The organism is Streptomyces sp. NBC_00631, from assembly GCF_045206895.1.
Lineage (GTDB): Bacteria > Actinomycetota > Actinomycetes > Streptomycetales > Streptomycetaceae > Streptomyces.
In genome coordinates this window covers 7,537,649-7,561,045 of record NZ_CP107734.1, presented here as the reverse complement: position 1 = coordinate 7,561,045, position 23,397 = coordinate 7,537,649, and the positions used below count along the sequence as shown (strand labels likewise).

At 71.1% G+C, this 23,397-nt stretch carries 16 protein-coding genes; 7 read left to right on the top strand and 9 right to left on the bottom strand.

Annotated features, from left to right (window positions below):
* Positions 1-9 precede the first annotated feature (9 nt).
* The 4 genes from OHB00_RS34895 to OHB00_RS34880 form a co-directional block, all read right to left on the bottom strand.
* Positions 10-513: an ATP-binding protein gene (locus OHB00_RS34895; protein ID WP_406440771.1), complete on the bottom strand. Its 504-nt coding sequence runs from the start codon at positions 511-513 to the stop codon at positions 10-12.
* Between the two features lie 289 nt (positions 514-802).
* Complete coding sequence (locus tag OHB00_RS34890) at positions 803-1,570, bottom strand: enoyl-CoA hydratase/isomerase family protein (protein ID WP_406440769.1); 768 nt, start codon at positions 1,568-1,570, stop codon at positions 803-805.
* Positions 1,571-1,683: 113 nt separating this feature from the next.
* Complete coding sequence (locus OHB00_RS34885) at positions 1,684-2,919, bottom strand: Ig-like domain-containing protein (protein WP_406440767.1); 1,236 nt, start codon at positions 2,917-2,919, stop codon at positions 1,684-1,686.
* Positions 2,920-3,083: 164 nt separating this feature from the next.
* A complete protein-coding gene (locus OHB00_RS34880; RefSeq protein ID WP_406440765.1) occupies positions 3,084-4,319 on the bottom strand; it encodes an Ig-like domain-containing protein in 1,236 nt (411 codons plus the stop codon).
* A gap of 243 nt (positions 4,320-4,562) precedes the next feature.
* Between OHB00_RS34880 and glgX the strand changes: the two genes are divergently transcribed.
* Positions 4,563-6,797, top strand: a complete 2,235-nt coding sequence (glgX, locus tag OHB00_RS34875) for a glycogen debranching protein GlgX (protein ID WP_406440763.1) — start codon at positions 4,563-4,565, stop codon at positions 6,795-6,797.
* Positions 6,798-7,002: 205 nt separating this feature from the next.
* On the opposite strand, the gene OHB00_RS34870 is transcribed toward glgX, so the two are convergent.
* Genes OHB00_RS34870 through OHB00_RS34850 form a run of 5 tightly spaced genes read right to left on the bottom strand, consistent with a single transcriptional unit; the run spans position 7,003 to position 11,521 of the window.
* Entirely contained in the window at positions 7,003-7,920 is a 918-nt protein-coding gene (locus OHB00_RS34870; RefSeq protein WP_406440761.1) for a dihydropteroate synthase, read from the bottom strand.
* 39 nt (positions 7,921-7,959) lie between these two features.
* Complete coding sequence (locus OHB00_RS34865; RefSeq protein ID WP_406440759.1) at positions 7,960-8,604, bottom strand: response regulator; 645 nt, start codon at positions 8,602-8,604, stop codon at positions 7,960-7,962.
* On the bottom strand, positions 8,594-9,856 hold the full coding sequence (locus tag OHB00_RS34860; protein WP_406440757.1) for a sensor histidine kinase: 1,263 nt from the start codon (positions 9,854-9,856) through the stop codon (positions 8,594-8,596). The genes OHB00_RS34865 and OHB00_RS34860 overlap by 11 nt, the downstream gene beginning before the upstream one ends.
* 25 nt (positions 9,857-9,881) lie before the next feature.
* Positions 9,882-10,616: an ABC transporter permease gene (locus tag OHB00_RS34855; RefSeq protein ID WP_406440755.1), complete on the bottom strand. Its 735-nt coding sequence runs from the start codon at positions 10,614-10,616 to the stop codon at positions 9,882-9,884.
* Positions 10,613-11,521 carry an ATP-binding cassette domain-containing protein gene (locus tag OHB00_RS34850; RefSeq protein WP_406440753.1) on the bottom strand — a complete coding sequence of 303 codons (909 nt, stop codon included), beginning with the start codon at positions 11,519-11,521 and terminating at the stop codon, positions 10,613-10,615. Before OHB00_RS34850 ends, OHB00_RS34855 begins: the two co-directional genes overlap by 4 nt.
* A gap of 192 nt (positions 11,522-11,713) precedes the next feature.
* Here OHB00_RS34850 and OHB00_RS34845 point away from each other — a divergent pair, with 192 nt between their 5' ends.
* From OHB00_RS34845 to OHB00_RS34820, 6 genes are all read left to right on the top strand, one after another.
* Positions 11,714-13,642 (top strand): ABC transporter ATP-binding protein, encoded by a 1,929-nt coding sequence (locus tag OHB00_RS34845; RefSeq protein WP_406440752.1) that lies wholly within the window; start codon positions 11,714-11,716, stop codon positions 13,640-13,642.
* Entirely contained in the window at positions 13,639-15,516 is a 1,878-nt protein-coding gene (locus OHB00_RS34840) for an ABC transporter ATP-binding protein (RefSeq protein WP_406440750.1), read from the top strand. The genes OHB00_RS34845 and OHB00_RS34840 overlap by 4 nt, the downstream gene beginning before the upstream one ends.
* Before the next feature lie 23 nt (positions 15,517-15,539).
* On the top strand, positions 15,540-17,393 hold the full coding sequence (locus OHB00_RS34835; RefSeq protein WP_406440748.1) for an ABC transporter transmembrane domain-containing protein: 1,854 nt from the start codon (positions 15,540-15,542) through the stop codon (positions 17,391-17,393).
* Positions 17,390-19,141 carry an ABC transporter ATP-binding protein gene (locus OHB00_RS34830; RefSeq protein WP_406440746.1) on the top strand — a complete coding sequence of 584 codons (1,752 nt, stop codon included), beginning with the start codon at positions 17,390-17,392 and terminating at the stop codon, positions 19,139-19,141. Before OHB00_RS34835 ends, OHB00_RS34830 begins: the two co-directional genes overlap by 4 nt.
* 312 nt (positions 19,142-19,453) lie before the next feature.
* Entirely contained in the window at positions 19,454-21,499 is a 2,046-nt protein-coding gene (locus tag OHB00_RS34825) for a M4 family metallopeptidase (RefSeq protein WP_406440744.1), read from the top strand.
* Between the two features lie 250 nt (positions 21,500-21,749).
* Entirely contained in the window at positions 21,750-23,396 is a 1,647-nt protein-coding gene (locus tag OHB00_RS34820; RefSeq protein WP_406440742.1) for a M4 family metallopeptidase, read from the top strand.
* Position 23,397: the final 1 nt, after the last annotated feature.

The window sequence follows — 23,397 nt, the reverse complement described above, 5'->3', positions numbered from 1 at the left end:
ACCTGGCCCCTATCGATCGGCCACCCGCATCTCGAACCACGTCGTCTTGCCGCGGGGCAACAGGTCCACGCCCCACCGGTCCGACAGCTTGTCCACCAGGAACAGTCCGCGTCCGCTGATGTCCGTCTCCTGAACCGGCATCAGGCAGGGCAGCCCCCGTGACGGATCGCGCACCTCCACCCGGATCCACCCGGGGCGGCGGCGCATCCGCAGGCCGAACACCCGGGCACCCGTGTGCCGTACGGCGTTGCCCACCAGTTCGGAGACGAGTAAGACCACGTCCTCCGTCATCTTGGGGCTGAGCCGCCACTGGCGGAGGACGACGACCTGGGCCAGCCGGCGGGCGGTCGCCGCGGACTCGGGGCGGGACGGCAGCGGAACCTCCGCGTCCGTCGGGTTGCCGAACAGCTCGATCGCCTTGAGTGCCCGCTCGTCCTCGACCGCAGGCGACCAGCGTGCCGCGGCCGCACGGCTGTGTCCCCGCGGCTGTTCGATGCCCTCCAGCCCCGCCATGCCCCCATCATGGCCGCCCAGCGCACCCTCCGGGGCCGTTCCTGAGGAATACGCCCCCGCAAAACTTCCGCCCGACCCCCGGTGATCGGCATATGCCGCAGGCATCACGGCGGCCTCGATCTCTGGCTTGACCTGCGAAGACGTCCCATCTGCGGGCAATCGCCAGACCCCCTTGGCAAGGCGGGCTTAGGGTTGCCTTAAGGCTCCCGTAATCCGCCCCATCGGGGGACCTGGAATCAGACACCGCGTCAATTGCAAGCGGTTCGGGACTTTCACAGCGGGGCGAAGATCACAGGAACTTGGCCTTGCCCGGCCCCTCCTCCACGAAGCTCCGCATCCCGCGCTCCCGGTCCTCGGTGGCGAACAGTCCGGCGAACCAGTTCCGTTCGACGGCGAGTCCCGTCTCCAGGTCGGTCTCGACGCCGGTGTCGATCGCCTCCTTGGCGGCCCGCAGCGCGATCGCCGGCCCCTGCGCCAGCTTCGCCGCCCAGGCGTGCGCCTCGGTGTAGACGTCGGCGGCGGGCACGACCCGGTCGACGAGGCCGATGGCGAGCGCCTCGTCCGCCTTGACCATACGGCCCGTGAAGATCAGGTCCTTGGCCCTCGACGGGCCGACGAGCCGGGGCAGCCGCTGGGTGCCACCGGCCCCCGGGATGAGCCCGAGCAGGATCTCGGGCTGCCCGAGCTTGGCGTTGTCGGCGGCGATGCGGTAGTCCGCGCAGAGGGCGAGCTCACACCCGCCGCCGAGCGCGTACCCGGTGACGGCGGCGACGACCGGCTTGGGAATCCGGGCGACGGCACTGAAGGAGTCCTGCAGATCACGGGCGCGCAGCACCATGGCGGCATGGTCCATGTTCTGCATTTCCTTGATGTCGGCTCCCGCCGCGAAGACCTTCTCGCCGCCGTAGACGACGACGGCACGCACGTCTTCGCGCCGGGTGGCCTCTCCGGCCAGCTCCTTGATGCGGTCCTGGGTGGCAACGTCCAGGGCGTTCATGGGCGGCCGGTCGAGGCGGATCGTACCGACACCTTCGGCGACTTCGAGGGTTACAGTCATGCCCAGCAGGTTAACGCCGGTTCAGCAGCGCCCCGTCAGGGGCGCGGGACCGTATCGACATGCGGCTGCGCCGTGTGGGCGCGACCAGCCCCCACACCCCCGCAGCCGAACGGCTACGCGGTCCATTCCTTCCACGACATGTTCCAGCCGTTGAGCCCGTTGTCCGGCGACACGGTCTGGTCGTTCGAGTGCTTCACCGTCACCACGTCGCCGACGATCGAGTGGTCGTAGAACCACGCCGCCGGCAGCGCCCGGTCGCCCCCGCCCCGGATGTCCCGAAGGCCGACGCACCCGTGGCTCGCGTTGTAGTTGCCGAAGGCGTCGCCGCCCCAGTAGTTGCCGTGGATGAAGGTGCCGGACGTGGTCAGCCGCATCGCGTCCGGCACGTCCTTGATGTCGTACTCGCCGCCGTAGCCGACCGTCTCGCCGTTCATGCGCGTGACGCGCAGCTTCTCGCTGATGACCATCTGGCCGTTCCACGTGTCGTAGCCCGGCTTGCCGGTGGTGACCGCGAGGGTCTTCACGACCTTGCCGTCCTGCGTGACCTTCATGGTGTGCTTCTTGGCGTCGACGACGGACACCTGGTTGCGGCCGATCGTGAACTTCACGGTCTTGGCCTGCTCGCCGTACACCCCGTCACGGCCCTCGACACCGTTGAGGTTGAGGGAGACGGAGACCTTCGTGCCGGACTTCCAGTAGTTCTCGGGGCGGAAGTCGAGGCGGTCGTTGCCGAACCAGTGGCCCTCGACGTCGACCGCCGGCTCGGTCTTGATGGTGATCGCCTTCTCGACCGCGGCCGGGTCGGTGATGCCCCGGGTGAAACGGATGGAGAACGGCATGCCGACGCCGACCGTGGAACCGTCCTCCGGCGTGAAGTAGCCGATGAACGTGTTCTTCGGGGTGAGCGTCGTGAAGCTGGAGTCCTCCGCCGACTCACGGCCGTCGGTGTCCTTCGCGACCGCGTGCACCGTGTACTTCGTGGAATTGGCGAGGTGCGTCGAGGGCGTCCAGCTGGCGCCGCCCGCTGCGATCGCCCCGTCGACCTCGTTGCCCTTGGCGTCCTTGACCTCGACGTCGGTCAGCTTGCCCTTGGCCGCGGTGACCTTCAGGGCCCCGCTGGTGTCCACGCCGGTCGCACCGGACTTGGGGCTGATGCTGACGGTGGCCACGGACTGCTTGCTCGCCTGGGTGGTGGAGTCCTTGGCGTTGCCGTCGTCCGCCCCCTTGCCGGAGGAGCCGCCCCCGCCACAGGCGGTGACGGCCATGAGCAGGACACCGGCGACGACCGCCATCCCCTGCTTCCTCCGTGCCCCCCGAACCGACGCCCCCGATATCGGCCGCTCGTTCAAAGTGGTTCTCCCCTCCCAGGGCCTGGTCAGGCCCACCCCAGCGCGTCAGGCGCGCGCTCTGGCGCATAGTAACCGCCGGGTTTTGAGGTTGGTGTTGGGCGAATGTCACCGTTGGGTCGCAACTTCCCGCCCCCCACCGGCCCCCTCGACCCGCCCCCACCTGGTTACTTGACCGCGCTGCCCGCCTTCCACTCCTTCCACCCCATGTTCCATCCCCCGAGGCCATTGTCGGGAGCGACCATTTTGTCCTGGCTGTTCACGACTTCGACCACGTCACCGATGAGGCTGCGGTCGTAGAACCAGCCCGCGGGCGTCTCCGAGCTGCCGCCCTTCACATCGCGCAGACCGACGCAGCCGTGGCTGACGTTGACGTGTCCCGGGGCGTCCGGCGCCCAGTAGTTGCCGTGCAGGAAGGTGCCGGAGTCGGTGAGCTTGAGGGCGTGCGGGACGTCGGGGATGTCGTACTCGCCGCCGAAGCCGACCGTGCGGCTGTTCATGCGGGTGACGTCGTGCATCTCCATCACCACCATTTTCCCGTTGTAGGTGGTGTGCGCCGGCGCGCCCGCGGTGATCGGGACGGTGGCGAGCAGCTCGCCGTCGCGGCGGACCTCCATGGTGTGCGCGGCCGCGTCGACGAGGGAGACCTGGCTGCGGCCGACGGTGAAGGTGAACGTCTTGGACTGCAGGCCGTAGACACCGCGGGCGCCCTCGACGTCGCGGAGGTTCAGGCCGACGGTGACGACCGTGCCGGGCCGCCAGTAGCGCTCGGGGCGGAAGTCGAGGCGGTTCTTGCCGAACCAGTGCGGGCGGATCTCGACCGCGGGCTTGGCGGTGACCTGGATCGCGCGTTCGACGGCGGCGCGGTTCTCGATGTCGCGGCTGAACGCGAGGGAGACGATCATGCCGGTGCCGACGGTGGCCCGGTTCTCCGGGGTGACGTACCCGATGAAGCGTTCGTCGGGGACGAGCGTGGTGAAGGTGGTGTGGCGGGCGGAGCGGCGGCCCTCGCCGTCGACGGCGACCGCGTCGACCGTGTACTTGGCGGCGAGCGCGAGTCTCGGGTCGTCGGGCCGCCAGGTCGTGCCGTCGGCGGCGATGTGCCCGGGGACCGGGGAGTCCTGGGCGTCCTGGGACCTGACGACACTGACCGACTCCAGCCGGCCGCTCGGCACCCGTACCGTCAGCCGGCCGCCGGGCCGTACGGCTTTGGTGCCGTCGTCCGGGGAGATGCGGATGACGTCCTCGGGTGCCGGGGGTTTGCCGCCGAGGACGCGGTCGATGCCGAGCCCGTCCGTGCTGTCCGAGGAGCAGCCGACGGCTCCCGCCAGCAGCCCCGCCCATGTCAGTACCGCGGCCAACGCGGCCCCCGCGCGCCGTGCGCGCCCTTGTGGATGCCTCACGTGCGGCTCAACGAGCGGGCATGCCCCGGGGAAACGTGAGTGCGACGCCGGCACTGGGCAGAACAGAGGGAAGGACGACGAGCTGGGGAGCCGCCGTGCCCGTGCGCGAGCCGTCGCGGGCACGTCCGTAGCGAGCCGCCGACCGTGCCCGGGACCGGGAGTCCGGGCGCCGCCGGCTGCTCGGACACGGGCGGGTGCGCCCCGGTGGTCGGCGAACCGCGGGACACAAAAAGGGGCCGACAGGTGACGAGCGCAGCCGAGCAGCAGGGGGCACGGGCGCGGGCCCCGAGGGCGGACGGCGCCGCGGTGAACGGGACGCCCCTGCCCGTCCCGTCGGCGTGGCCGGGGGCGTCGACACCGCTCGGCGCCCGGTTCCGGGTCGGCCCCGACGGGGTGGCGGGCACCAACTTCGCGCTGTGGGCGGCCGGCGCGGAGGCGGTCCGGCTCTGCCTCTTCGACGAGCAGGGGCGGGAGACCCGCATCCCGCTGACCGAACTCACGCACGAGATCTGGCACGGGTTCGTCCCCGGTGTGCTGCCGGGGCAGCGGTACGGCTACCGGGTCGACGGCCGCTGGGACCCGTGGACCGGCGCCCGCTGGAACCCGGCGAAGCTGCTCCTGGACCCGTACGCGCGGGCGGTGGACGGCGAGTTCGCGCTGCCGCCCGAGGTGTACGGGCATGTCCGGGACTGGCCGGACCAGCAGGTCGCCGACACCGTCCGCGACGACCGCGACTCGGCGCCGTACGTCCCGAAGGGCGTGGTCGTCCACGATGACGACGACTGGTCCGACGACCACCGCCCGAAGACGCCGTGGGCGGACTCCGTCATCTACGAGCTGCACGTGCGCGGTTTCACGAGACTGCACCCGGGGATACCGGAGGAACTGCGCGGCACCTACGCCGGACTGGCGCACCCGGCCGCCGTCGACCACCTCGTCAACCTGGGTGTGACGGCCGTGGAGCTCCTCCCCGTCCACCAGTTCGCCCACGAGGACCACCTCCTCAGGCGCGGCCTGAAGAACTACTGGGGCTACAACTCCATCGGCTACTTCGCCCCGCACGCGGCCTACGCCGCCGCCGGTACGACGGGACAGCAGGTCGGCGAGTTCAAGCGGATGGTGCGGGCGCTGCACGCGGCCGGGATCGAGGTCATCCTCGACGTGGTCTACAACCACACCGCGGAGGCCGGTGAGCTGGGCCCGACGCTGTCCCTGAAGGGTATCGACAACCGGGGCTACTACCGCCTCCAGGACCATGACGCCCGCCGCTTCGCCGACTACACCGGCTGCGGCAACACCCTGCACGTGGTCCGGCCGCACGTGCTGCGCCTGATCACCGACTCGCTCCGCTACTGGGTGACCGAAATGGGCGTGGACGGCTTCCGCTTCGACCTCGCGGCAGCGCTGGCCCGCTCGATGCACGACGTCGACATGCTCTCCCCCTTCCTCGCCGTGATCGCCCAGGACCCGGTGCTGCGCCGGGTGAAGCTGATCGCCGAGCCGTGGGACGTGGGCTCGGGCGGCTACCAGGTCGGCGCCTTCCCACCCCTGTGGACGGAGTGGAACGACCGCTACCGCGACGCCGTCCGCGATTTCTGGCGCGGCGCCCTCCCGGACGTCCGCGACCTCGGCTACCGCCTCTCCGGCTCCAGCGACCTCTACGCCTGGGGCGGCCGCCGCCCCTACGCCTCCGTCAACTTCATCACCGCGCACGACGGCTACACGCTGCGCGACCTGGTGTCGTACGAACGCAAGCACAACGAGGCCAACGGCGAGAACAACCGCGACGGCTCGGGCGACAACCGCTCCTGGAACTGCGGGGCGGAGGGCGAGACGGACGACGCGGGCGTACGGGCGCTGCGCAGGCGGCAGTTGCGGAACCTGCTGACGACCCTGCTGCTGTCGACGGGGGTCCCGATGCTGGTCGCCGGTGACGAGCTGGGCCGCACGCAGCGCGGCAACAACAACGCGTACTGCCAGGACAACGGCATCAGCTGGCTGGACTGGAGCCTGCTGGACGACCCCGCCTGGCGGCCGCTCCTCGACCTCACCGCCCGCCTCATCCGGCTCCGTCACCGCCACCCGGTGCTGCGCCGCCGGGCCTTCTTCTCCGGGCGCGCGCACTCGGCGGACGGGCTGCGCGACCTGGCCTGGTTCACGGCCCACGGCGCGGAGATGACCGAGGGCGACTGGTACGCGCCGGCCGCCACCCTCGGCATGTACCTCTCGGGCCGCGACATCCCGGGCCGCGACGACCGGGGCGCCCCGGTCGTGGACGACAGCTTCCTGACCGTCCTGCACGCCGGCGACCGCCCGGCACAGTTCCTGCTGCCGGGCCCGCCGTGGGCCGAGCGCTACGAGGTGCTGGTGGACACGTCGCTGGAGAACCAGGGCGAGGCGCCAGGGGTGGCGCACGAGGCCGGGACGACGATCACGGTACCGGGACGGGCGGTGCTCTTCCTGAGAGTGGTTGGCTGAGGAGTCGTTGGCTGAGGGGGCCTGCGACGTCCCGTCGTACCTTCGGTGGTCTCATCGGCGGTGGCGCGGTCACCGCCGTCGCCGGGGCCGCCGCCCCCGCCGCGGCCGCCTCAGCTCCCGCCGAGCGCCCGTTCCCCGCCCGTACCGCGTCCGCGCACACCGGCCACCCCGGGAGAGGAACGCCCGGGCTGCTGCCCTGTCCGAGCTAGGCTCGGGGAGCGAAGGATTGTGGGCCGAGTGCCCGGAGAGCAGCCAGTGTCGCTCTTATCCGAGGGACTTCGTGAGTGCGGTAGACGCCTGTTCCCCCTAGATGCGCCAGTACCGTGAAGAAGCCTTCGGCGGTACGGAACTCATCCTCGAAGAGGCTGAAGGCGTGAGGCAAGGCGTGGCAGATGGGAAGGCCCATCCGTCGCAGCCGGAATGTGTTCAAGAGGGCACGGCCCTGATAGTGAACGCGGGCATCAGCGGTTATGTGTCCGTCATGGGAGAAGCCGATCCCGGGGTCGATGACGATTCGATCGACCCCGGCCGAGCGAGCGTGTTCCACACGCCTCTCGAAGTAGTCGAGCATCCCGGGGATGGGATCCTGCTCTATGCCCTTGGCACGCACGTCCCGGGAGTTCTTCCCTTCGACATGGCACAGGACAACTGTCGCCTGGTGGTCGGCCAGCAGGGGGAACATCTCACCGTCCGACGCCAACCCGCCGGAGTAGTTGAGGAGGAGCGCCCCCGCGTCCAGGCACGACCGGGCAACGGCAGGCTCGTACGTCTCGACCGAGACGGCGACACCTTCCGAGGCGAGCCCCTTCACGACCGGCACCAGGGCGGCCGCCTGTTCGTGCACGGAGACCTGTCCAGTACGGGGGTTGCTCGACTCGGCGCCGATGTCGACGATGTCGGCGCCCTGCGCCGCGAGGATACGACCTTTCCTGACAGCGGACTCGGTCGAAGTCGCGATGCTCTCCCGGTAGGTGGAGTCCTGAGAGAGATTGATGCATCCCATGATGGCGGGGGTGGTGTCGACATCGATTTCTCGATCCCCCACACGAAGCGGTTCGACGGGTAAGGAAAGATCGTCCTCGAATCGCCGCGCCAGATCCACCAAATGAGCAAGAGAAATCATCCGACCTCATTCCTGTCCGACCGTCCGAGAAGCACCTTGCTAGCCCAGAATCCCCCGCTGGTACCCCGTCGCGACCGCTGCCGCGCGGTCGTTTACGCCCAGCTTGGCGTAGAGGTGGGTGAGGTGGGTCTTCACCGTGGCCTCGCTGATGAAGAGCTCGCGGGCGATCTCGCGGTTGGAGGTGCCTCGGGCGACGAGGGCGAGGACTTCGCGTTCGCGGGCGGAGAGTGGTTCGTTGGCGGGGGCGGTCGGAGTGCGGACGGCGGAGACGAGGCGGGAGGCTACGGCCGGGGAGAGGACGGTGCGGCCCTGGGCGGCGGCGCGGACGGCGGTGAAGAGCTCCTCGCGCGGGGCGTCCTTGAGGAGGTAGCCGGTCGCGCCGGCCTCGATCGCGGGGAGGGTGTCGGAGTCCGTGTCGTACGTGGTGAGGACCAGGACCTGGGCGCGGGCGCCGTGCCGGGTCAGTTCGCGGATGGCGTCGACCCCGCCGCCGCCCGTCATCCGCAGGTCCATAAGGATCACGTCCGGGTCGAGGGCGACGGCGAGCGCGACGGCCTCGACGCCGTTCGCCGCCTCGCCGAGGACCGTGAAGCCGGGGGCGGACTCGAACATGCCGCGCAGTCCGTCGCGGACAACGGGGTGGTCGTCGACGACGAGCAGCGTGATCGGGGGCTCAGTTGTCATGGCGGACCAACGGTACGCGCGCCGACAGGGCCGTGCCGAGTCCCGGTTCGGACTCGACCGTCAGGGTGCCGGCGATGCGTTCGGCGCGGGCCCGCATGCCGTCCAGGCCGAAGCCGCCGGCGCGGGTGCGGGCGGGCAGGGCGAGCGGGTCGAAGCCGACGCCGTCGTCACGGATGTCGAGGATGACCTCGCCGCCCGGGAAGTCGCCGAGGTAGGAGAGGGTGACGCCGACGCGGGAGGCCCGCGCGTGCCGGGCGGCGTTGGACAGGGCCTCCTCGACGATGCGCAGGAGCGTGGCCGCGACCTCCTCGTGCAGTTGCTCGGCAGTGCCGGTGAGGGTGAACTCGGCGCGTACGGAGGTCCGTTCGCCCCATTCGGCGACCGTCTTCTGCAGCGCCTCGGGCAGGCCGTCGTGCTCCAGGGCCACCGGGGCCAGGTTGTGCACGGAGCGGCGGGCCTCGCCCAGGCTGTGCCGGGCCAGCGCCAGCGCGCGGCCCACGTGCTCCTCGGCCACCTGCGGATCGGGGGTGTTGATGACGACCTGGAGCTGGGCGATGATCCCGGCCAGCCCCTGCGCGATGGTGTCGTGGATCTCGGCGGCGAGCCGGCGGCGCTCGTCGGCGACCCCGGCCTCCCTTGCCTGGACGAGGAGTTGCGCGTGCAGGGCCGCGTTCTCGTCGAGGGCCTGCTGCAACGCGGCATTGGTGCGGCCGAGTTCCGCGATGGTCTCCGCCTGGACGTGGGCACGCGCCTGCTCCTGCGCGTTGGCCCGGGTGAAGAGGGCGACCAGTCCGCAGTTGGCGCCGAACACGATGACGAAGCCGAACCACCACAGCAGGCCGTGCGGCGGCATCCCGCCGATCTCGCTGCCCGCCATGGTGACGGCGGTCAGGAACAGACCGGGCAGCACCAGCCGACGGGTCAGCTGGCGGGCGGCGGTGTAGTAGCCGGTGACGGCGAAGAAGGCGAAGAACGGGTTGAGCCACGTGAGCAGGAACCCGAGCGCCCAGCGCACGAAGTACAGCGTCACGCTCGTCCGGTTCGGCCCCGGCCGTTTCCGGGCGGCCCGCCCCCAGTACAGCTGGAGCAGCAGGGCCAGGACCACCAGCACGCCGGAGGCCCACATCGCGGCCCGTGTCATGCCGACCACGTGGGCGGAGCCGACCGCCGTCACCACGCCCACGGCGAGCAGCGCATAGGGCCCCCAGCGGTCGAAGGAGACCCTGGTCGCCGCTTCGTCGGCGTTCGTCATGGCACCAGTCTCCGGCACGGTCCGCTCACTCCCAGCGGAACCAGCGGGCGGCCCCGGCCGTCAGCAGGATCGTCCAGGCGGCGAGCACGCCCAGGTGCGCCCAGCCGGGCCAGTGGCCCGTGGCGGCCTGGTCCAGGGCGCGGGCCGCCGCGCCGAAGGGGGTCAACTGCACCACCCGGGCCATGGCGTGGGGCATCTCCTGGACCGGGATCCACACCCCCGCGCAGAACATCATGGGGAAGAACACGGCCGAGCCGATCGCGCCCGCGATCTTCGTGGTGCGGGACAGCGCCGAGACGACCGAGCCGAGAGCGAGGGCGGCCGCGGCCGCGAGCAGCAGGGCCAGCAGGTAGCCGCCGGGCTGTTTCGGCAGTCGTACGCCGAAGGCCAGCCGGCCGACGAGGAGCGCCAGCAGCGCGGAGCCCAGCGCGACCGTGCCCTGCACCACCATCTGCGCGGACAGCAGCGCGGAGGGCCGGACGGGGGTGAGCCGCATCCGGCGCAGGATGCCCCGCTCCCGGTGGCCGGTGAGCGCCTGGGGCAGGGTCTGCACACCGGACATGATCAGGGCGATCAGTACGGCGATGGGGACGTAGGCGTCGACCGGGCGCAGCCCGCCGAGGGACGTGTCGGCCTCCCGGAACGACGGAATCGAGCCGAGGATCACGAGCAGCAGCGTCGGGAACAGGAAGACCCAGAAGACGGCGCCCGGTTCGCGGCGGAACAGCCGGAACTCGGCGCGCAGGACGGCGGTGTTCACGCTGCTTCCTCCTTCGTCAGGTCCAGGAACGCGTCGTCGAGGGTGGCGTCGGTGACGCGCAGCTGGTGCGCGGTGACGCGGTGCCGGGCGAGCAGGGTGATGACGGCGTTGACGGTCTCGTCGGTGCCGGAGAGCGTGATCCGGCCGTCCTTGCGCTCGACGGAGGCGAGGGCCGGGAGGGCGGCGAGGTCGTGGTCGTCCAGCGGCGCCGACGGGGTGAAGCTGATGACGGTGGCACCGGCGCTGCGGCGGATCAGCCCGGCCGGGGTGTCCAGGGCGGCCACCCGCCCCTTGTCGATCACGGCGATCCGGTCGCAGAGCCGCTGCGCCTCCTCCATGAAGTGGGTGACGAGGAGGACGGTGACCCCGCGGTCCCGGACGTCCTCGATCAGCTTCCAGGTGTCCCGCCGGGCCCGCGGATCGAGTCCCGTGGTCAGCTCGTCGAGGACGACGACCCGGGGGTTCCCGATCAACGCCAGCGCGATGAAGAGGCGTTGCCGCCGGCCGCCCGACAGCTTGCCGAACCGGGTGGCGAGTTTCCCGGTGAGGCCGAGACGTTCGGCGAGTGGCGCCCAGTCGAGCGGGCTCGGATAGAAGGAGGCGTACAGCTCAAGGGCCTCGCGGACGGTGAGCTTGGGTTGCAGCTCGCTCTGCTGGAGCTGGGCGCCGAGGACACGGGCGACCTTGTCGTGGTCGGCGACGGGGTCGAGCCCGGTGACCCGGACGCGTCCGGCGTCGGGGACCCGCAGCCCCTCCACACACTCCACGGTGGTGGTCTTGCCGGCCCCGTTCGGCCCGAGGATCCCGAAGATCTCGCCCTCCTCGACGGCGAGACTCACCCCGTCCACGACGGCCCGGCCCCCGTAGGACTTCCGCAGGTCTGTCACTTCGATCACGGTTGGCATGCTCCGAGGGTCCCGGCCGACCCGGGTCCGCCACATCGCCCGTCCCGCTCGACCCGGCATCAACCGATCGGCTGATGCCCCCCATCCACCTGTACGACCCCTCGAACGCCCAGGTCGTAGCTCCGACGGCGGATTCCGGTCCGGCCAAAACTCGGTGGGCGTTGTCAGTGCCGATCCGTAGGCTCGCACCTGATGCCTCCGACACCTGCAACCACCAAGGACCGCTCCGCCGTCCGTACCCTGCTGCGCCTGTGGCCGTATGTACGGCCGGTGCGGGTGCGGCTGTCCATCGCCGCGTTCGTGGCGGTCATCGCCTCCTGTACGGGGCTCGTGATCCCCCTCGTGCTCAAGTGGATGGTGGACGGCCCGGTGGCCGACCGCGACCCGGCCGGGGTGTGGCTCGGCGCGCTGTACCTGCTGCTGCTCGGCATCGCGGAAGCACTGCTCTTCGGTCTGCGCCGCTGGCTGGTCGCCAGACCGCTCTCGCACGTCGAGGCGGAGATGCGCGCGGACCTCTACGGCCATCTCCAGCGCCTGCCGGTGGCCTTCCACGACCGCTGGGCCTCCGGCCAGCTGCTCTCCCGGGCCACCACCGACCTGATGCTGCTCCGTATGTTCCTCGCCTTCCCGCTGACCTTCCTCCTGGTCAACGGGGTGACGATCCTCGTCGGCGTGGTGATCATGCTGGCGCAGGACTGGACGCTGGGCCTGGTCATCCTCGGTCCCACGATCCCCGTGATCTGGACGTGCGTCATCTTCGAGAACCGGTATGCGGAGGTGGCCCGGCTCGCCCAGGACCAGGTCGGCGACCTCACGACGGTGGTCGAGGAGAGCGTCCTCGGCATCCGCATCATCAAGGGCTTCGGCCGCCACCGCAGCCAGGCACACGCGTTCCGCGAACTGGTACGGACCCTGCGGGGCACGGAGCTGCGCAAGGCGCGGCTGCTGGCGATGATCTGGGGCGTCATCGTGACCCTGCCGGAGGTGGCGATCGGGGCGGCACTGCTGTGGGGTTCCATCCAGGTCGCGGAGCACGAGCTGAGCGCGGGGACGCTGGTGGCGTTCCTGTCGACGGCACTGGCGCTGAGATGGCCGGTGGAGTCGATCGGCTTCCTGCTGGCGATGAGCCAGGAGGCGGCGACCGCCACCGAGCGGTACTTCGAGGCGCGGGACGCGTCGCGGGAGGGCGCCGATCCGTCTTCGGCTGCGGGAGCACCGGGGCTGGTCGCGCAGTTCCCCGCGCCCCTTCGGGGCGCTCCTCGACCGGCGGCTGAACAGCGCCCCGTAAGGGGCGCGGGGCGAGACAATATGCGGCTCCGCCGCGTGGGCGCGACCAGCCACAACGGCGCCGCACCCGACCACGGACCGGCTCCCGAACCCGACGGCATCCGCTTCGAGAACGTGCGGTTCCGCTACCCCGACGCCGCCCCCGACTCCGCCCCGACCCTCGACCTCGTCGACCTCCACATCCGCCCCGGCGAGTCCATGGCCCTCGTCGGTGCCACCGGCAGTGGCAAGACCACGCTCACCGCGCTCATCCCCCGCCTGCACGAGGTCACCTCCGGGCGGATCACCCTCGACGGCCGGGACATCACCGCCATGCCCCGCGAGGAACTCCGCTCCCTGGTCGCCGTGGCCTTCGAGGAGCCCACCCTCTTCTCCGCCTCGGTCGGCGAGAACGTGCTCATGGGAGCCGGGGACGGCGCCGGCGAACCCGAGTTGGCGCGTGCCCTCGCCGTCGCGCAGGCCGATTTCGCGCACGCCCTCCCCCAGGGCACCGGCACCCAGGTCGGTGAGCAGGGCCTGAGCCTCTCCGGCGGCCAGCGTCAGCGCCTCGCGCTGGCGCGGGCGGTCGTCGGCCGGCCCCGCTTCCTCGTGCTGGACGACCCGCTCTCCGCCCTGGACGTGCACACGGAGGCCGCCGTCGAGGCCGCCCTCCGCGACGTACTGGCCGACACCACGGCGCTGATCGTCGCCCACCGCCCCTCCACCGTCCTGCTCGCCGACCGAGTCGCCCTGCTCTCCGGCGGCCGGGTCACCGCCGTCGGCACCCACCACGAACTGCTGCGCGGCAACGCCGAGTACGCCCATCTGATGTCCGGGGAGGATCACCGCCGATGACCGCAGCCACCTCCCTGCCCGCCTCCGACGAGGACGACGAACGCCCCTACCCGGATCCGGCCGGAACCGACGGATCCGCCACCGGCGACCCCTTCGACCGGGACGTCCTGCCCACCCCGCCCGGCGCCACGGCCACCCTGCTGCGCTCGCTCCTCGCCCCCATGAAGGCGCGGGTCGCCGTCACCACGCTTCTGCTGCTGCTCCAGCAGGCGGCGGTCCAGGCGGGACCGCTGCTGGTGGCGTACGCCATCGACACGGCCGTACCGGCGTTCCGCCGCCACGACCACGGCCCGCTGTTCGCGGTGGCGGCCGGCTACGGCCTGAGCGCGCTGTTCTCCGGCGGCCTCCAGTACGCGTTCGTCCGGGCGTCCGCGCGGGTCAACCAGGACGTGCTTCTCGACCTGCGCGGCCGCATCTTCCGGCACGCGCAGGCGCTGAGCATCGACTTCCACGAGCGCTACACGTCCGGCCGCCTCATCTCCCGCTCCACCACCGACGTCGAGTCGCTCCGCGAACTCCTCACCGAGGGCCTCCAGGAGCTGATCACGGTCATCCTCTCCTTCCTCTACATCTCGGCGATGCTGCTCTGGCTGGACCTGGGCCTCGGCGCGGTCGCGGTGGCCAGCTTCGTACCGCTGTACCTGCTGGTCCGGCTGTACCAGCGGCGCGCGGTACGGGTGTACAAGGCGCGGTCCACGGCGATCGCGTCGGTGATCGTGAAGTTCGTGGAGACGATGAACGGCATCCGCCCGGTGCGCGCGTTCCGCCGGGAGGCCGCCAACGACGCCGAGTTCGCCGTACTGAACCGCCGTCACGAGCGGACGAACGGCGACGCGCTCCTCGAAATGGCGCGGTACGTGGTCGGCTCCCGGCTGGTGGCGAACACCTCGGTCGCGGTGATCGTGCTGTGGGGCGCCTACCGGGTGGCGTCCGGCTCGCTGGAGCTGGGCGTCCTGGCCGCGGCCGTCCTCTACCTGCGGCGGCTGTACGACCCGATCGACCGCCTGGGCATGTTTCTCAACTCCTACCAGTCGGCCGCGGCCTCCCTGGAGAAGATCGCGGGCCTGCTGGCCCAGACCCCGTCCGTCCCGGAGCCCACGGTCCCGAAGGAACTGCCCGTGCCGGCGACCGAACTCCCCGGCCGCGAGGTCGTCTTCGACGGTGTCCGCTTCGCCTACCGCACCGGCGGCGAGGTGCTCCCCCGCTTCGACCTCACCCTGCCGGCCGGGCAGACGGTCGCGGTCGTCGGCACCACCGGCGCCGGCAAGTCGACCCTCGCCAAACTGCTCGCCCGCTTCTACGACCCGTCCGAGGGCCGCGTCCTCCTCGACGGCGTGGACCTGCGCGAACTGACCATGGCCGAACTGCGGCGCGGGGTCGTGATGGTCACCCAGGAGGCGTTCCTGTTCTCCGGCACGGTCGCCGAGAACATCGCCATCGGCCGCCCGGACGCCACCCGTGAGGAGATCGAGCAGGCGGCCAAGGCGATCGGCGCCCACGAGTTCATCGCCGCGCTGCCCGACGGGTACGACACGGACGTCCGCAAGCGCGGCGGGCGCATTTCGGCGGGGCAGCGCCAACTGGTCGCGTTCGCACGCGCCTTGCTCGCCGACCCGGCGGTACTGATCCTCGACGAGGCGACCAGTTCCCTGGACATCCCCGGCGAACGGGCCGTGCAGCGCGCGATGTCGACCGTGCTCAAGGGCCGTACGGCGGTGGTGATCGCGCACCGGCTGTCCACCGTGGAGATCGCCGATCGGGTACTGGTGATGGAGCACGGCCGCGTCGTCGAGGACGGTCGCCCGGCCGAACTCATCGCCGGCACGGGCCGGTTCGCGGATCTGCACCGGGCGTGGCGGGACAGTCTGGCGTAGCCGACAGGACGGGGGTTGGCAGGGTGATCGACGCGTACGAGGATCCGGGCACGCCCGACACGCGCGGCGGCTGGTCCTATCTGTGGTGGCTGGTGGCCTGCCAGCCGGGCCGCTCGCTCGCCGGGGCACTGCTCGGCAGCGTCTGGCTGACGCTGATGGCCGGGACGCCGTACATGATGGCCCGGGCCGTCGACGACGGCCTGGTGCCGGGCCGTATGGCGGTGCTGGCCGGCTGGTCAGCGGCGATCTTCCTCCTCGGGGCGGTCAACGCCTGGCTCAGCATCATGCGCCACCGCACGATGACCCGGGTGCGGATGGACGCGTACTTCCGCACCATCAAGGTGGTCGTCGGGCACACGGTACGGCTCGGCGCCGAGCTGTCGCGCCGTGCCGACGCCGGGGAGATCGTCACGATCGGCGTCGCCGACGTGCACACCATCGCCCAGGCGCTGACCGTCGTCGGCCCCGGGGTGGGCGCGGTCGTCGTGTACGCGGTGGTGGCCGGCCTCCTGACGACGATCTCGCCCCTGCTGGCCGGCGTGGTGCTGCTGGGAGTGCCGGTGGTGGCCCTGATCGCGGGCCCGCTGGCCCGGCGCCTGCAGGGCAGGGAGACCGAGTACCGGGAACGCCAGAGCGTCCTCACGGCCCGCATCGGCGACCTCGCGGGCGGCCTGCGCGTCCTCAACGGCCTCGGCGGCAAGGGCCTGTTCGCGGACGCCTTCCGCCGCGACTCCCAGCACCTGCGCGCCCAGGGCTACCGGGTGGGCGCGGTCGCCAGCTGGGTCCAGGCCCTGGGCATGGGCCTGCCGACGGTCTTCCTCGCGGTCGTCACCTGGATCGCGGCCCGCATGGCGGCCCGCGGCGACATCACGGTGGGCCAGCTGGTCTCGGTGTACGGCTATGTCGCGGTCCTGGTGGGCCCGGTCGCGTTCTTCCTCGACATGGGCTACCAGCTGAGCCGGGGAGTGGTGGCCGCCCGCAGGGTCGTACGTCTCCTGCGCCACGAGCCGCAACCGGACGAGGGCACCCAGCGGCCCCCGGCCGACCCGGCCGTCCTGCACGACCCGGAGTCGGGCGTACGAGTCCGGCCCGGCCGCCTGACGGCGCTCGTGAGCGCGACGGAAACAACCGCGGTGATCGACCGCCTCGGCCGCTACACCCCCTCGGACGCGACCTGGGGAGGAGTACGCCTGGACGCCGTACCCCTGGCGGAGGTACGGTCCCGCATCCTGGTGGCCGACAACGACGCGCACTTCTTCGCCGACACGTTGCGCAACTCTCTGAAGGGCGCGGCGCCGCATCAAATGTGCGGCTGCCACAACGCGCCCCAAAGGGGCACAGGGCTGTATCCGACGTACGGCTGCCACAACGCGCCCCAAAGGGGCGCGGGGAACTGCGCGAGCAACCCGGACGCGCCCGCACCCGCCGACGCACCTCAAGCCGCACCCCCTGACGCGCGCCTCACCCAGGCCCTGCACGCCGCCGCGGCGATCGACATCGTCCAGGCCCTCCCCCACGGCCTCGACTCCGAACTCACCGCCCAGGCCCGCAACCTCTCCGGCGGTCAGCGTCAACGCGTCCGCCTCGCCCGCGCCCTCCTCGCCGACCCCGAGGTCCTCCTCGCCGTGGAACCCACCTCCGCCCTCGACGCCCACACCGAAGCCCTCGTGGCGGAGCGCCTGCGCACCGCTCGCGCCGGCCGCACCACCCTCCTCACCACCAGCTCCCCCCTGATGCTGGCCCACGCCGACGAGGTGATCTTCCTGGTGGACGGCAAGGTCGCCGCGACCGGCACCCACGAGGCGCTGCTGGAGGACGCACCCGGATACCGGGCCCTGGTGGCCCGGGACACCGAAGACGAGGAGGCCGTCCGGTGACGACGAGTCAGCTGCCCGTCGCCGGCCGCGCCGACGTCCGCCGGGCCACCCTCCGCCTCGTGAAGGCGGACCGCGGTCCCTTCGCCGCCGCCCTGCTGCTGAACGCGGCGGCGGCCGGCACCGGCCTCGTCGGCCCGTGGCTGGTCGGCCGGATCGTGGACGAGGTAAGGGCCGGCCGCGGGGTCGGCGCCGTGGACCACCTCGCCCGGTGGATCCTGTTCTGCTCCCTCGCCCAGCTGCTGCTCGCCCGCTCCGCCCGCTACCTCGGCCACCGCTTCGGCGAACGCACGCTGGCCCGCGTCCGCGAGGAGTTCGTGGACCGGGCTCTCGCCCTGCCCGCGTCGGTCGTGGAGCGGGCCGGCACCGGCGACCTGACCGCGCGCGGCACGGGCGACGTGGGCACCGTCGGCACCACCCTGCGGGACGCCGGACCGGAGCTGCTGGTCAACACGGTGCAGGCGGTGTTCGTGATGGGCGCGGTGTTCGTCCTCGACCCGGTGCTGGCCGCGTTCGGGGTGCTCGGGCTGACCCCGATCTGGTTCGCGCTGCGCTGGTATCTGCGCCGGGCCAGGGAGGGCTACCTCGCCGAGGGCGCGGCCACCTCCGGGGTCGCGGAGATCGTCACGGCGACGGTGGCGGGCGCCCGTACGGTGGAGGCGTTCCGGCTCCAGGAGCAGCGGATCACGGCGAGCCGGGACGCGCTGGAGACCAACCGGAGGGCCCGGTTCTACACCCTGTGGCTGCGAACCGTGTTCTTCCCGGCCGTCGAGGTGTCGTACACGGTGCCGGTGGCCGGGGTGCTGCTGGTCGGCGGGCTGCTGCACGCGGGCGTCGGCGTGGTGGTGTCGGCGGCGCTGTATCTGCGGCAGTTCACGGAGCCGCTGGACCAGATCCTGGTACGGGTGGAGCAACTCCAGTCCAGCGGCGCCTCGTTCGCACGGGTGGAGGGGCTGGCGCGGGCCCCGCGGGCGGTGGCGGACGGTGCGGCGCCCGCTCCGGCGGACGACCGGATCGACGTGCGCGGGGTGCGGTACGCCTACGAGCACGGCGGCGAGGTGCTGCGCGGGGTGGACCTCACGGTGCGGCCCGGGGAGCGGCTCGCGGTGGTCGGGCCGTCCGGCGCCGGGAAGACGACGCTCAGCCGGCTGCTGGCGGGCGTCGACGCGCCCGGCTCGGGCACGGTGACCGTGGGCGGGGTGCCGATCGCGGGTCTGGAACCGGAGCGGCTGCGCCGCCAGGTCGTCCTGGTCACCCAGGAGCATCACGTCTTCCTCGGCACGGTCCGGGACAACCTGCTGATCGCCGAACCGGCCGCGACCGACGCCGAGCTGTGGACGGCGCTGACCGCCGTCGGCGCCGGCGACTGGGTGCGCGGCCTGCCCGACGGCCTGGACACCCCGCTCGGCGCGGGCGGCTCGGGCGGTCCGGCCACCGACGGCTCCCGGGCCCAGCAACTGGCGCTGGCGCGGGTGGTGCTGGCCGACCCGCACACCCTGATCCTGGACGAGGCGACCGCGCTGCTCGATCCGGCGACCGCCCGGCACACCGAGCGCGCCCTGGCCGCCGTACTCGAAGGCCGTACCGTCATCGCCATCGCGCACCGGCTGCACACCGCCCATGACGCCGACCGGGTGGCCGTGATGGAGAACGGCCTCCTCACCGAGCTCGGCACGCACGAGGAACTGGTGGCGGCGGGCGGCGCGTACGCGGCGCTGTGGGCGACCTGGCACGGCGACAAGGCGCCCTGAGCCGCTGCGGCCCCGGTCGCCCCTGAGACCGTTGACGTTCCCTCAACAATCCGCATACCGAACATGAACATCCGGTCAACGAACGATTTCCGGCCAAGTTTCTGACGCGGTCCTGACAGGTGGCGTTTTCTGCTGCCACTCTTCCCACGGCCGACTCACAGCAACCCCACAGATTCACCCCACTGCTGCTGTCGAGCCCGGCACTGCACACGCACATGGTTCCGCGTTCCGCCCAGTTCTGCCCGGCCGGCCCACCCGCCGTCCGGATCTCCCCTGGCCGTGCGACCCGCGGCCACGCAGAAGGAGTCAGTGTTGAGAAGCAGTTCCTCTCGCAGACGCACCCCCCACAGCACATACCGCCGCACCGCGGCCGTCGCCCTCGCCGGTGTCGGCGCACTGATCGCCGCCGCCGTCCAGTCGGGCGCCGCCAGCGCCGCCCCGGCCGCCCCGCAGCTCGGCCGGGTCAACCCGGCCCATGCGGCCGTCAGGCTCTCTCCCTCGCAGCGCGCGGAGCTGCTGCGCGACGCGAGCGGCGAACGGGCCGCCACCGCCAAGGCGATAGGCCTCGGCACCCAGGAGAAGCTGGTCGTCAAGGACGTCGTCAAGGACGCCGACGGCACCCTGCACACGCGCTACGAGCGCACCTACGCGGGCCTGCCGGTGCTCGGCGGCGACCTGATCGTCGACACCGCGAAGTCGGGCGCCACCGAGCGCGTCATCAGGGCGAACAACGCCACGCTCAAGGTCGCCGACCTCACCCCGGCCAAGAGCGCGGCGAGCGCCGAGAAGACGGCCCTCGCGGCCGCGAGGACGCTGGGTTCGACCAAGTCGGCCGCCGACGGCGCCCGCAAGGTCATCTGGGCCGGCACGGGCACCCCCGTCCTCGCCTACGAGACGGTCGTCGGCGGCTTCCAGGACGACGGCACCCCCAACCAGCTGCACGTCATCACCGACGCCGCCACCGGCAAGAAGCTCTTCGAGTACCAGGGCATCGAGAACGTCACGGGCACCGGCAACACCCAGTACAGCGGGACGGTGTCGCTGTCCACGACCCAGTCGGGCTCGACGTACAACCTGACGGACGGCGACCGTGGCGGCCACAAGACGTACAACCTGAACCACGGCACCTCGGGCACCGGCACGCTGTTCTCCCAGTCGAGCAACACCTGGGGCAACGGCACCACGTCGAACGCCGCCACAGCGGGCGCCGACGCGCACTACGGGGCCGCCGAGACCTGGGACTTCTACAAGAACACGTTCGGCCGCAGCGGCATCAAGAACAACGGCGTGGGCGCCTACTCCCGTGTGCACTACGGCAACTCGTACGTGAACGCGTTCTGGGACGACGGCTGCTTCTGCATGACGTACGGCGACGGCTCCGGCAACGCGGACCCGCTGACCGCCCTCGACGTGGCCGGCCACGAGATGAGCCACGGCGTCACGTCGAACACCGCCGGTCTCAACTACAGCGGTGAGTCCGGCGGCCTGAACGAGGCGACCTCCGACATCATGGGCACCGGCGTGGAGTTCTACGCCAACAACTCCTCCGACGTCGGCGACTACCTCATCGGCGAGAAGATCGACATCAACGGCGACGGCACCCCGCTGCGCTACATGGACAAGCCCAGCAAGGACGGCGGCTCGGCCGACTACTGGTCCTCGTCGGTCGGCGGCCTCGACGTGCACTACTCGTCCGGCGTGGCGAACCACTTCTTCTACCTGCTGAGCGAGGGCAGCGGCGCCAAGGTCATCAACGGCGTCAGCTACAACTCGCCCACGAAGGACGGCCTTCCGGTCACCGGCATCGGCCGGGACAAGGCGCTGCAGATCTGGTACCGGGCGCTCACCACCAAGTTCACCTCGACCACCAACTACGCGAGCGCCCGCACCGGCACCCTCGCGGCGGCGGGCGAGCTGTACGGCACCACCAGCACCGAGTACAAGGCGGTGCAGGACGCCTGGGCGGCCGTGGCGGTCGGCTCGCGGTCGGGCGGTGGCGGCGGTACGGGCACCTCCTACGAGAGCAACACGCCTGTGTCGATTCCGGACAACGGGCCCGCGGTCACCTCGTCGATCACGGTCTCCGGCCGGACCGGAAACGCCCCGAGCAACTTGCAGGTAACGCCGAATATCAGCCACACGTGGCGCGGCGACCTGGTGATCGATCTCGTCGGCCCGTCCGGGACGTCGTACCGGCTGAAGAACTTCAGCTCGTCCGACTCGGCGGACAACGTGACGGACACCTACACGGTGAACGCCTCGTCGGAATCGGCCAACGGCACCTGGAAGTTGAAGGTCCAGGACCAGGCCGCGCAGGACGTCGGCACGATCAACGGATGGAAGCTGACCTTCCCGTAACCGCTGGTGACGAAAGCGCGCACCGGGCGCCGTCCAGGGGGAGCATCCCCTCGGGCGGCGCCCGTTTTACAAGGGCGCAATATTCACCCGACACCTGCTTTTCGGCCAACATCACTTCAGGGTCCTGACATGTACGCGACCCTGATGTCACTCTTCCTTCACCCGTCGCACAGCACAGCAACTTCACAACCCCACAGCCGGACCGGAGACCCCAACTCCGCCCGGACTCCCCACACTTGAAGGAGCTTGAGTGAGCCCCCTCTACGCGCGTCACAAGCGCACCACGCTCGCCATCGCCACCGCTGTCGCCGCCGGCGCCCTCCTCACCACCGGTATGACCGCGAACGCCTCGGCCGTCGACAAGCAGCCGCTGGCCGCCGCCCCCACCCTGCTCTCCAACTCCGCCCGCACCGCCCTGATCCAGAAGGCGGACGCGAACGTCGCCGAGACGGCCAAGCAGATAGGCCTCGGCACCAAGGAGAAGCTGGTCGTCAAGGACGTCGTCAAGGACGTCGACGGCACGGTCCACACGCGCTACGAGCGCACCTACGCGGGCCTGCCCGTCCTCGGCGGCGACATCGTCGTGCACACCTCCAAGGCCGGCAGGACCGAGGGCGTCACCAGGGCGACCAAGGCGGCCATCAAGGTGGCCTCCCTGAAGCCGCAGCTCACCGTGGCCAAGGCGGAGAAGGCGGCCCTCACCGCCGCGAAGACGCTGGGCTCCACCAAGTCGGCCGCCGACGGCGCCCGCAAGGTGATCTGGGCCGGCGACGGCAAGCCCGTTCTCGCCTACGAGACGATCGTGGGCGGCTTCCAGGACGACGGCACCCCCAACCAGCTGCACGTCATCACCGACGCCGCCACCGGCAAGAAGCTCTTCGAGTACCAGGGCATCGAGAACGCCACCGGCACCGGCAAGACCCTCTACTCGGGCACCGTCAGCCTCACCACCACGCTGTCGGGTTCGACGTACTCGCTGACCGACGCCTCCCGCGGCGGCCACAAGACGTACAACCTGAAGCACACCACGAGCTCCGGCACCGGCACCCTGTTCACCAACACCACCAACACGTGGGGCACCGGCACCGCCTCCAGCTCCACCACCGACGTGACGGCGGCCGCCGACGCCGCCTACGGCGCGCAGGAGACCTGGGACTTCTACAAGAACACCTTCGGCCGCAGCGGCATCAAGAACAACGGTGTCGGCGCCTACTCCCGCGTCCACTACGGCAGCTCGTACGTCAACGCCTTCTGGGACGACAGCTGCTTCTGCATGACCTACGGCGACGGCTCCAGCAACACCCACCCGCTGACCTCGCTGGACGTGGCCGGCCACGAGATGAGCCACGGCGTCACCGCCAACACCGCCGGTCTCAACTACAGCGGTGAGTCCGGCGGCCTGAACGAGGCCACCTCGGACATCTTCGGCACGGGTGTGGAGTTCTACGCCAACAACTCCTCGGACCCCGGTGACTACCTCATCGGCGAGAAGATCAACATCAACGGCGACGGCACCCCGCTGCGCTACATGGACCAGCCCAGCAAGGACGGCGGCTCCGCCAACTACTGGTCCTCCTCGGTCGGCAACCTCGACGTGCACTACTCGTCCGGTGTCGCGAACCACTTCTTCTACCTCCTCTCGGAGGGCAGCGGTTCGAAGACCATCAACGGCGTCAGCTACAACTCGCCGACGTACAACGGCTCCACGGTCACCGGCATCGGCCGGGACAAGGCCCTCCAGATCTGGTACAAGGCCCTGACCACGTACTTCACGTCGACCACCAACTACAAGTCGGCCCGCACCGGCACGCTGTCCGCGGCGGCCGCGCTGTACGGCTCCGGCTCCACCGAGTACAACGCGGTGGCGGCGGCCTGGACCGCGGTCAACGTCAGCTGAC

Coding starts and splice junctions, on each gene's coding strand:
- OHB00_RS34865 (WP_406440759.1), bottom strand. CDS start 8,604: ATGACAACTGAGCCCCCGATCACGCTGCTCGTCGTCGACGACCACCCC.
- OHB00_RS34840 (WP_406440750.1), top strand. CDS start 13,639: ATGACCGCAGCCACCTCCCTGCCCGCCTCCGACGAGGACGACGAACGC.
- OHB00_RS34845 (WP_406440752.1), top strand. CDS start 11,714: ATGCCTCCGACACCTGCAACCACCAAGGACCGCTCCGCCGTCCGTACC.
- OHB00_RS34895 (WP_406440771.1), bottom strand. CDS start 513: ATGGCGGGGCTGGAGGGCATCGAACAGCCGCGGGGACACAGCCGTGCG.
- OHB00_RS34890 (WP_406440769.1), bottom strand. CDS start 1,570: ATGACTGTAACCCTCGAAGTCGCCGAAGGTGTCGGTACGATCCGCCTC.
- OHB00_RS34870 (WP_406440761.1), bottom strand. CDS start 7,920: ATGATTTCTCTTGCTCATTTGGTGGATCTGGCGCGGCGATTCGAGGAC.
- OHB00_RS34850 (WP_406440753.1), bottom strand. CDS start 11,521: ATGCCAACCGTGATCGAAGTGACAGACCTGCGGAAGTCCTACGGGGGC.
- OHB00_RS34860 (WP_406440757.1), bottom strand. CDS start 9,856: ATGACGAACGCCGACGAAGCGGCGACCAGGGTCTCCTTCGACCGCTGG.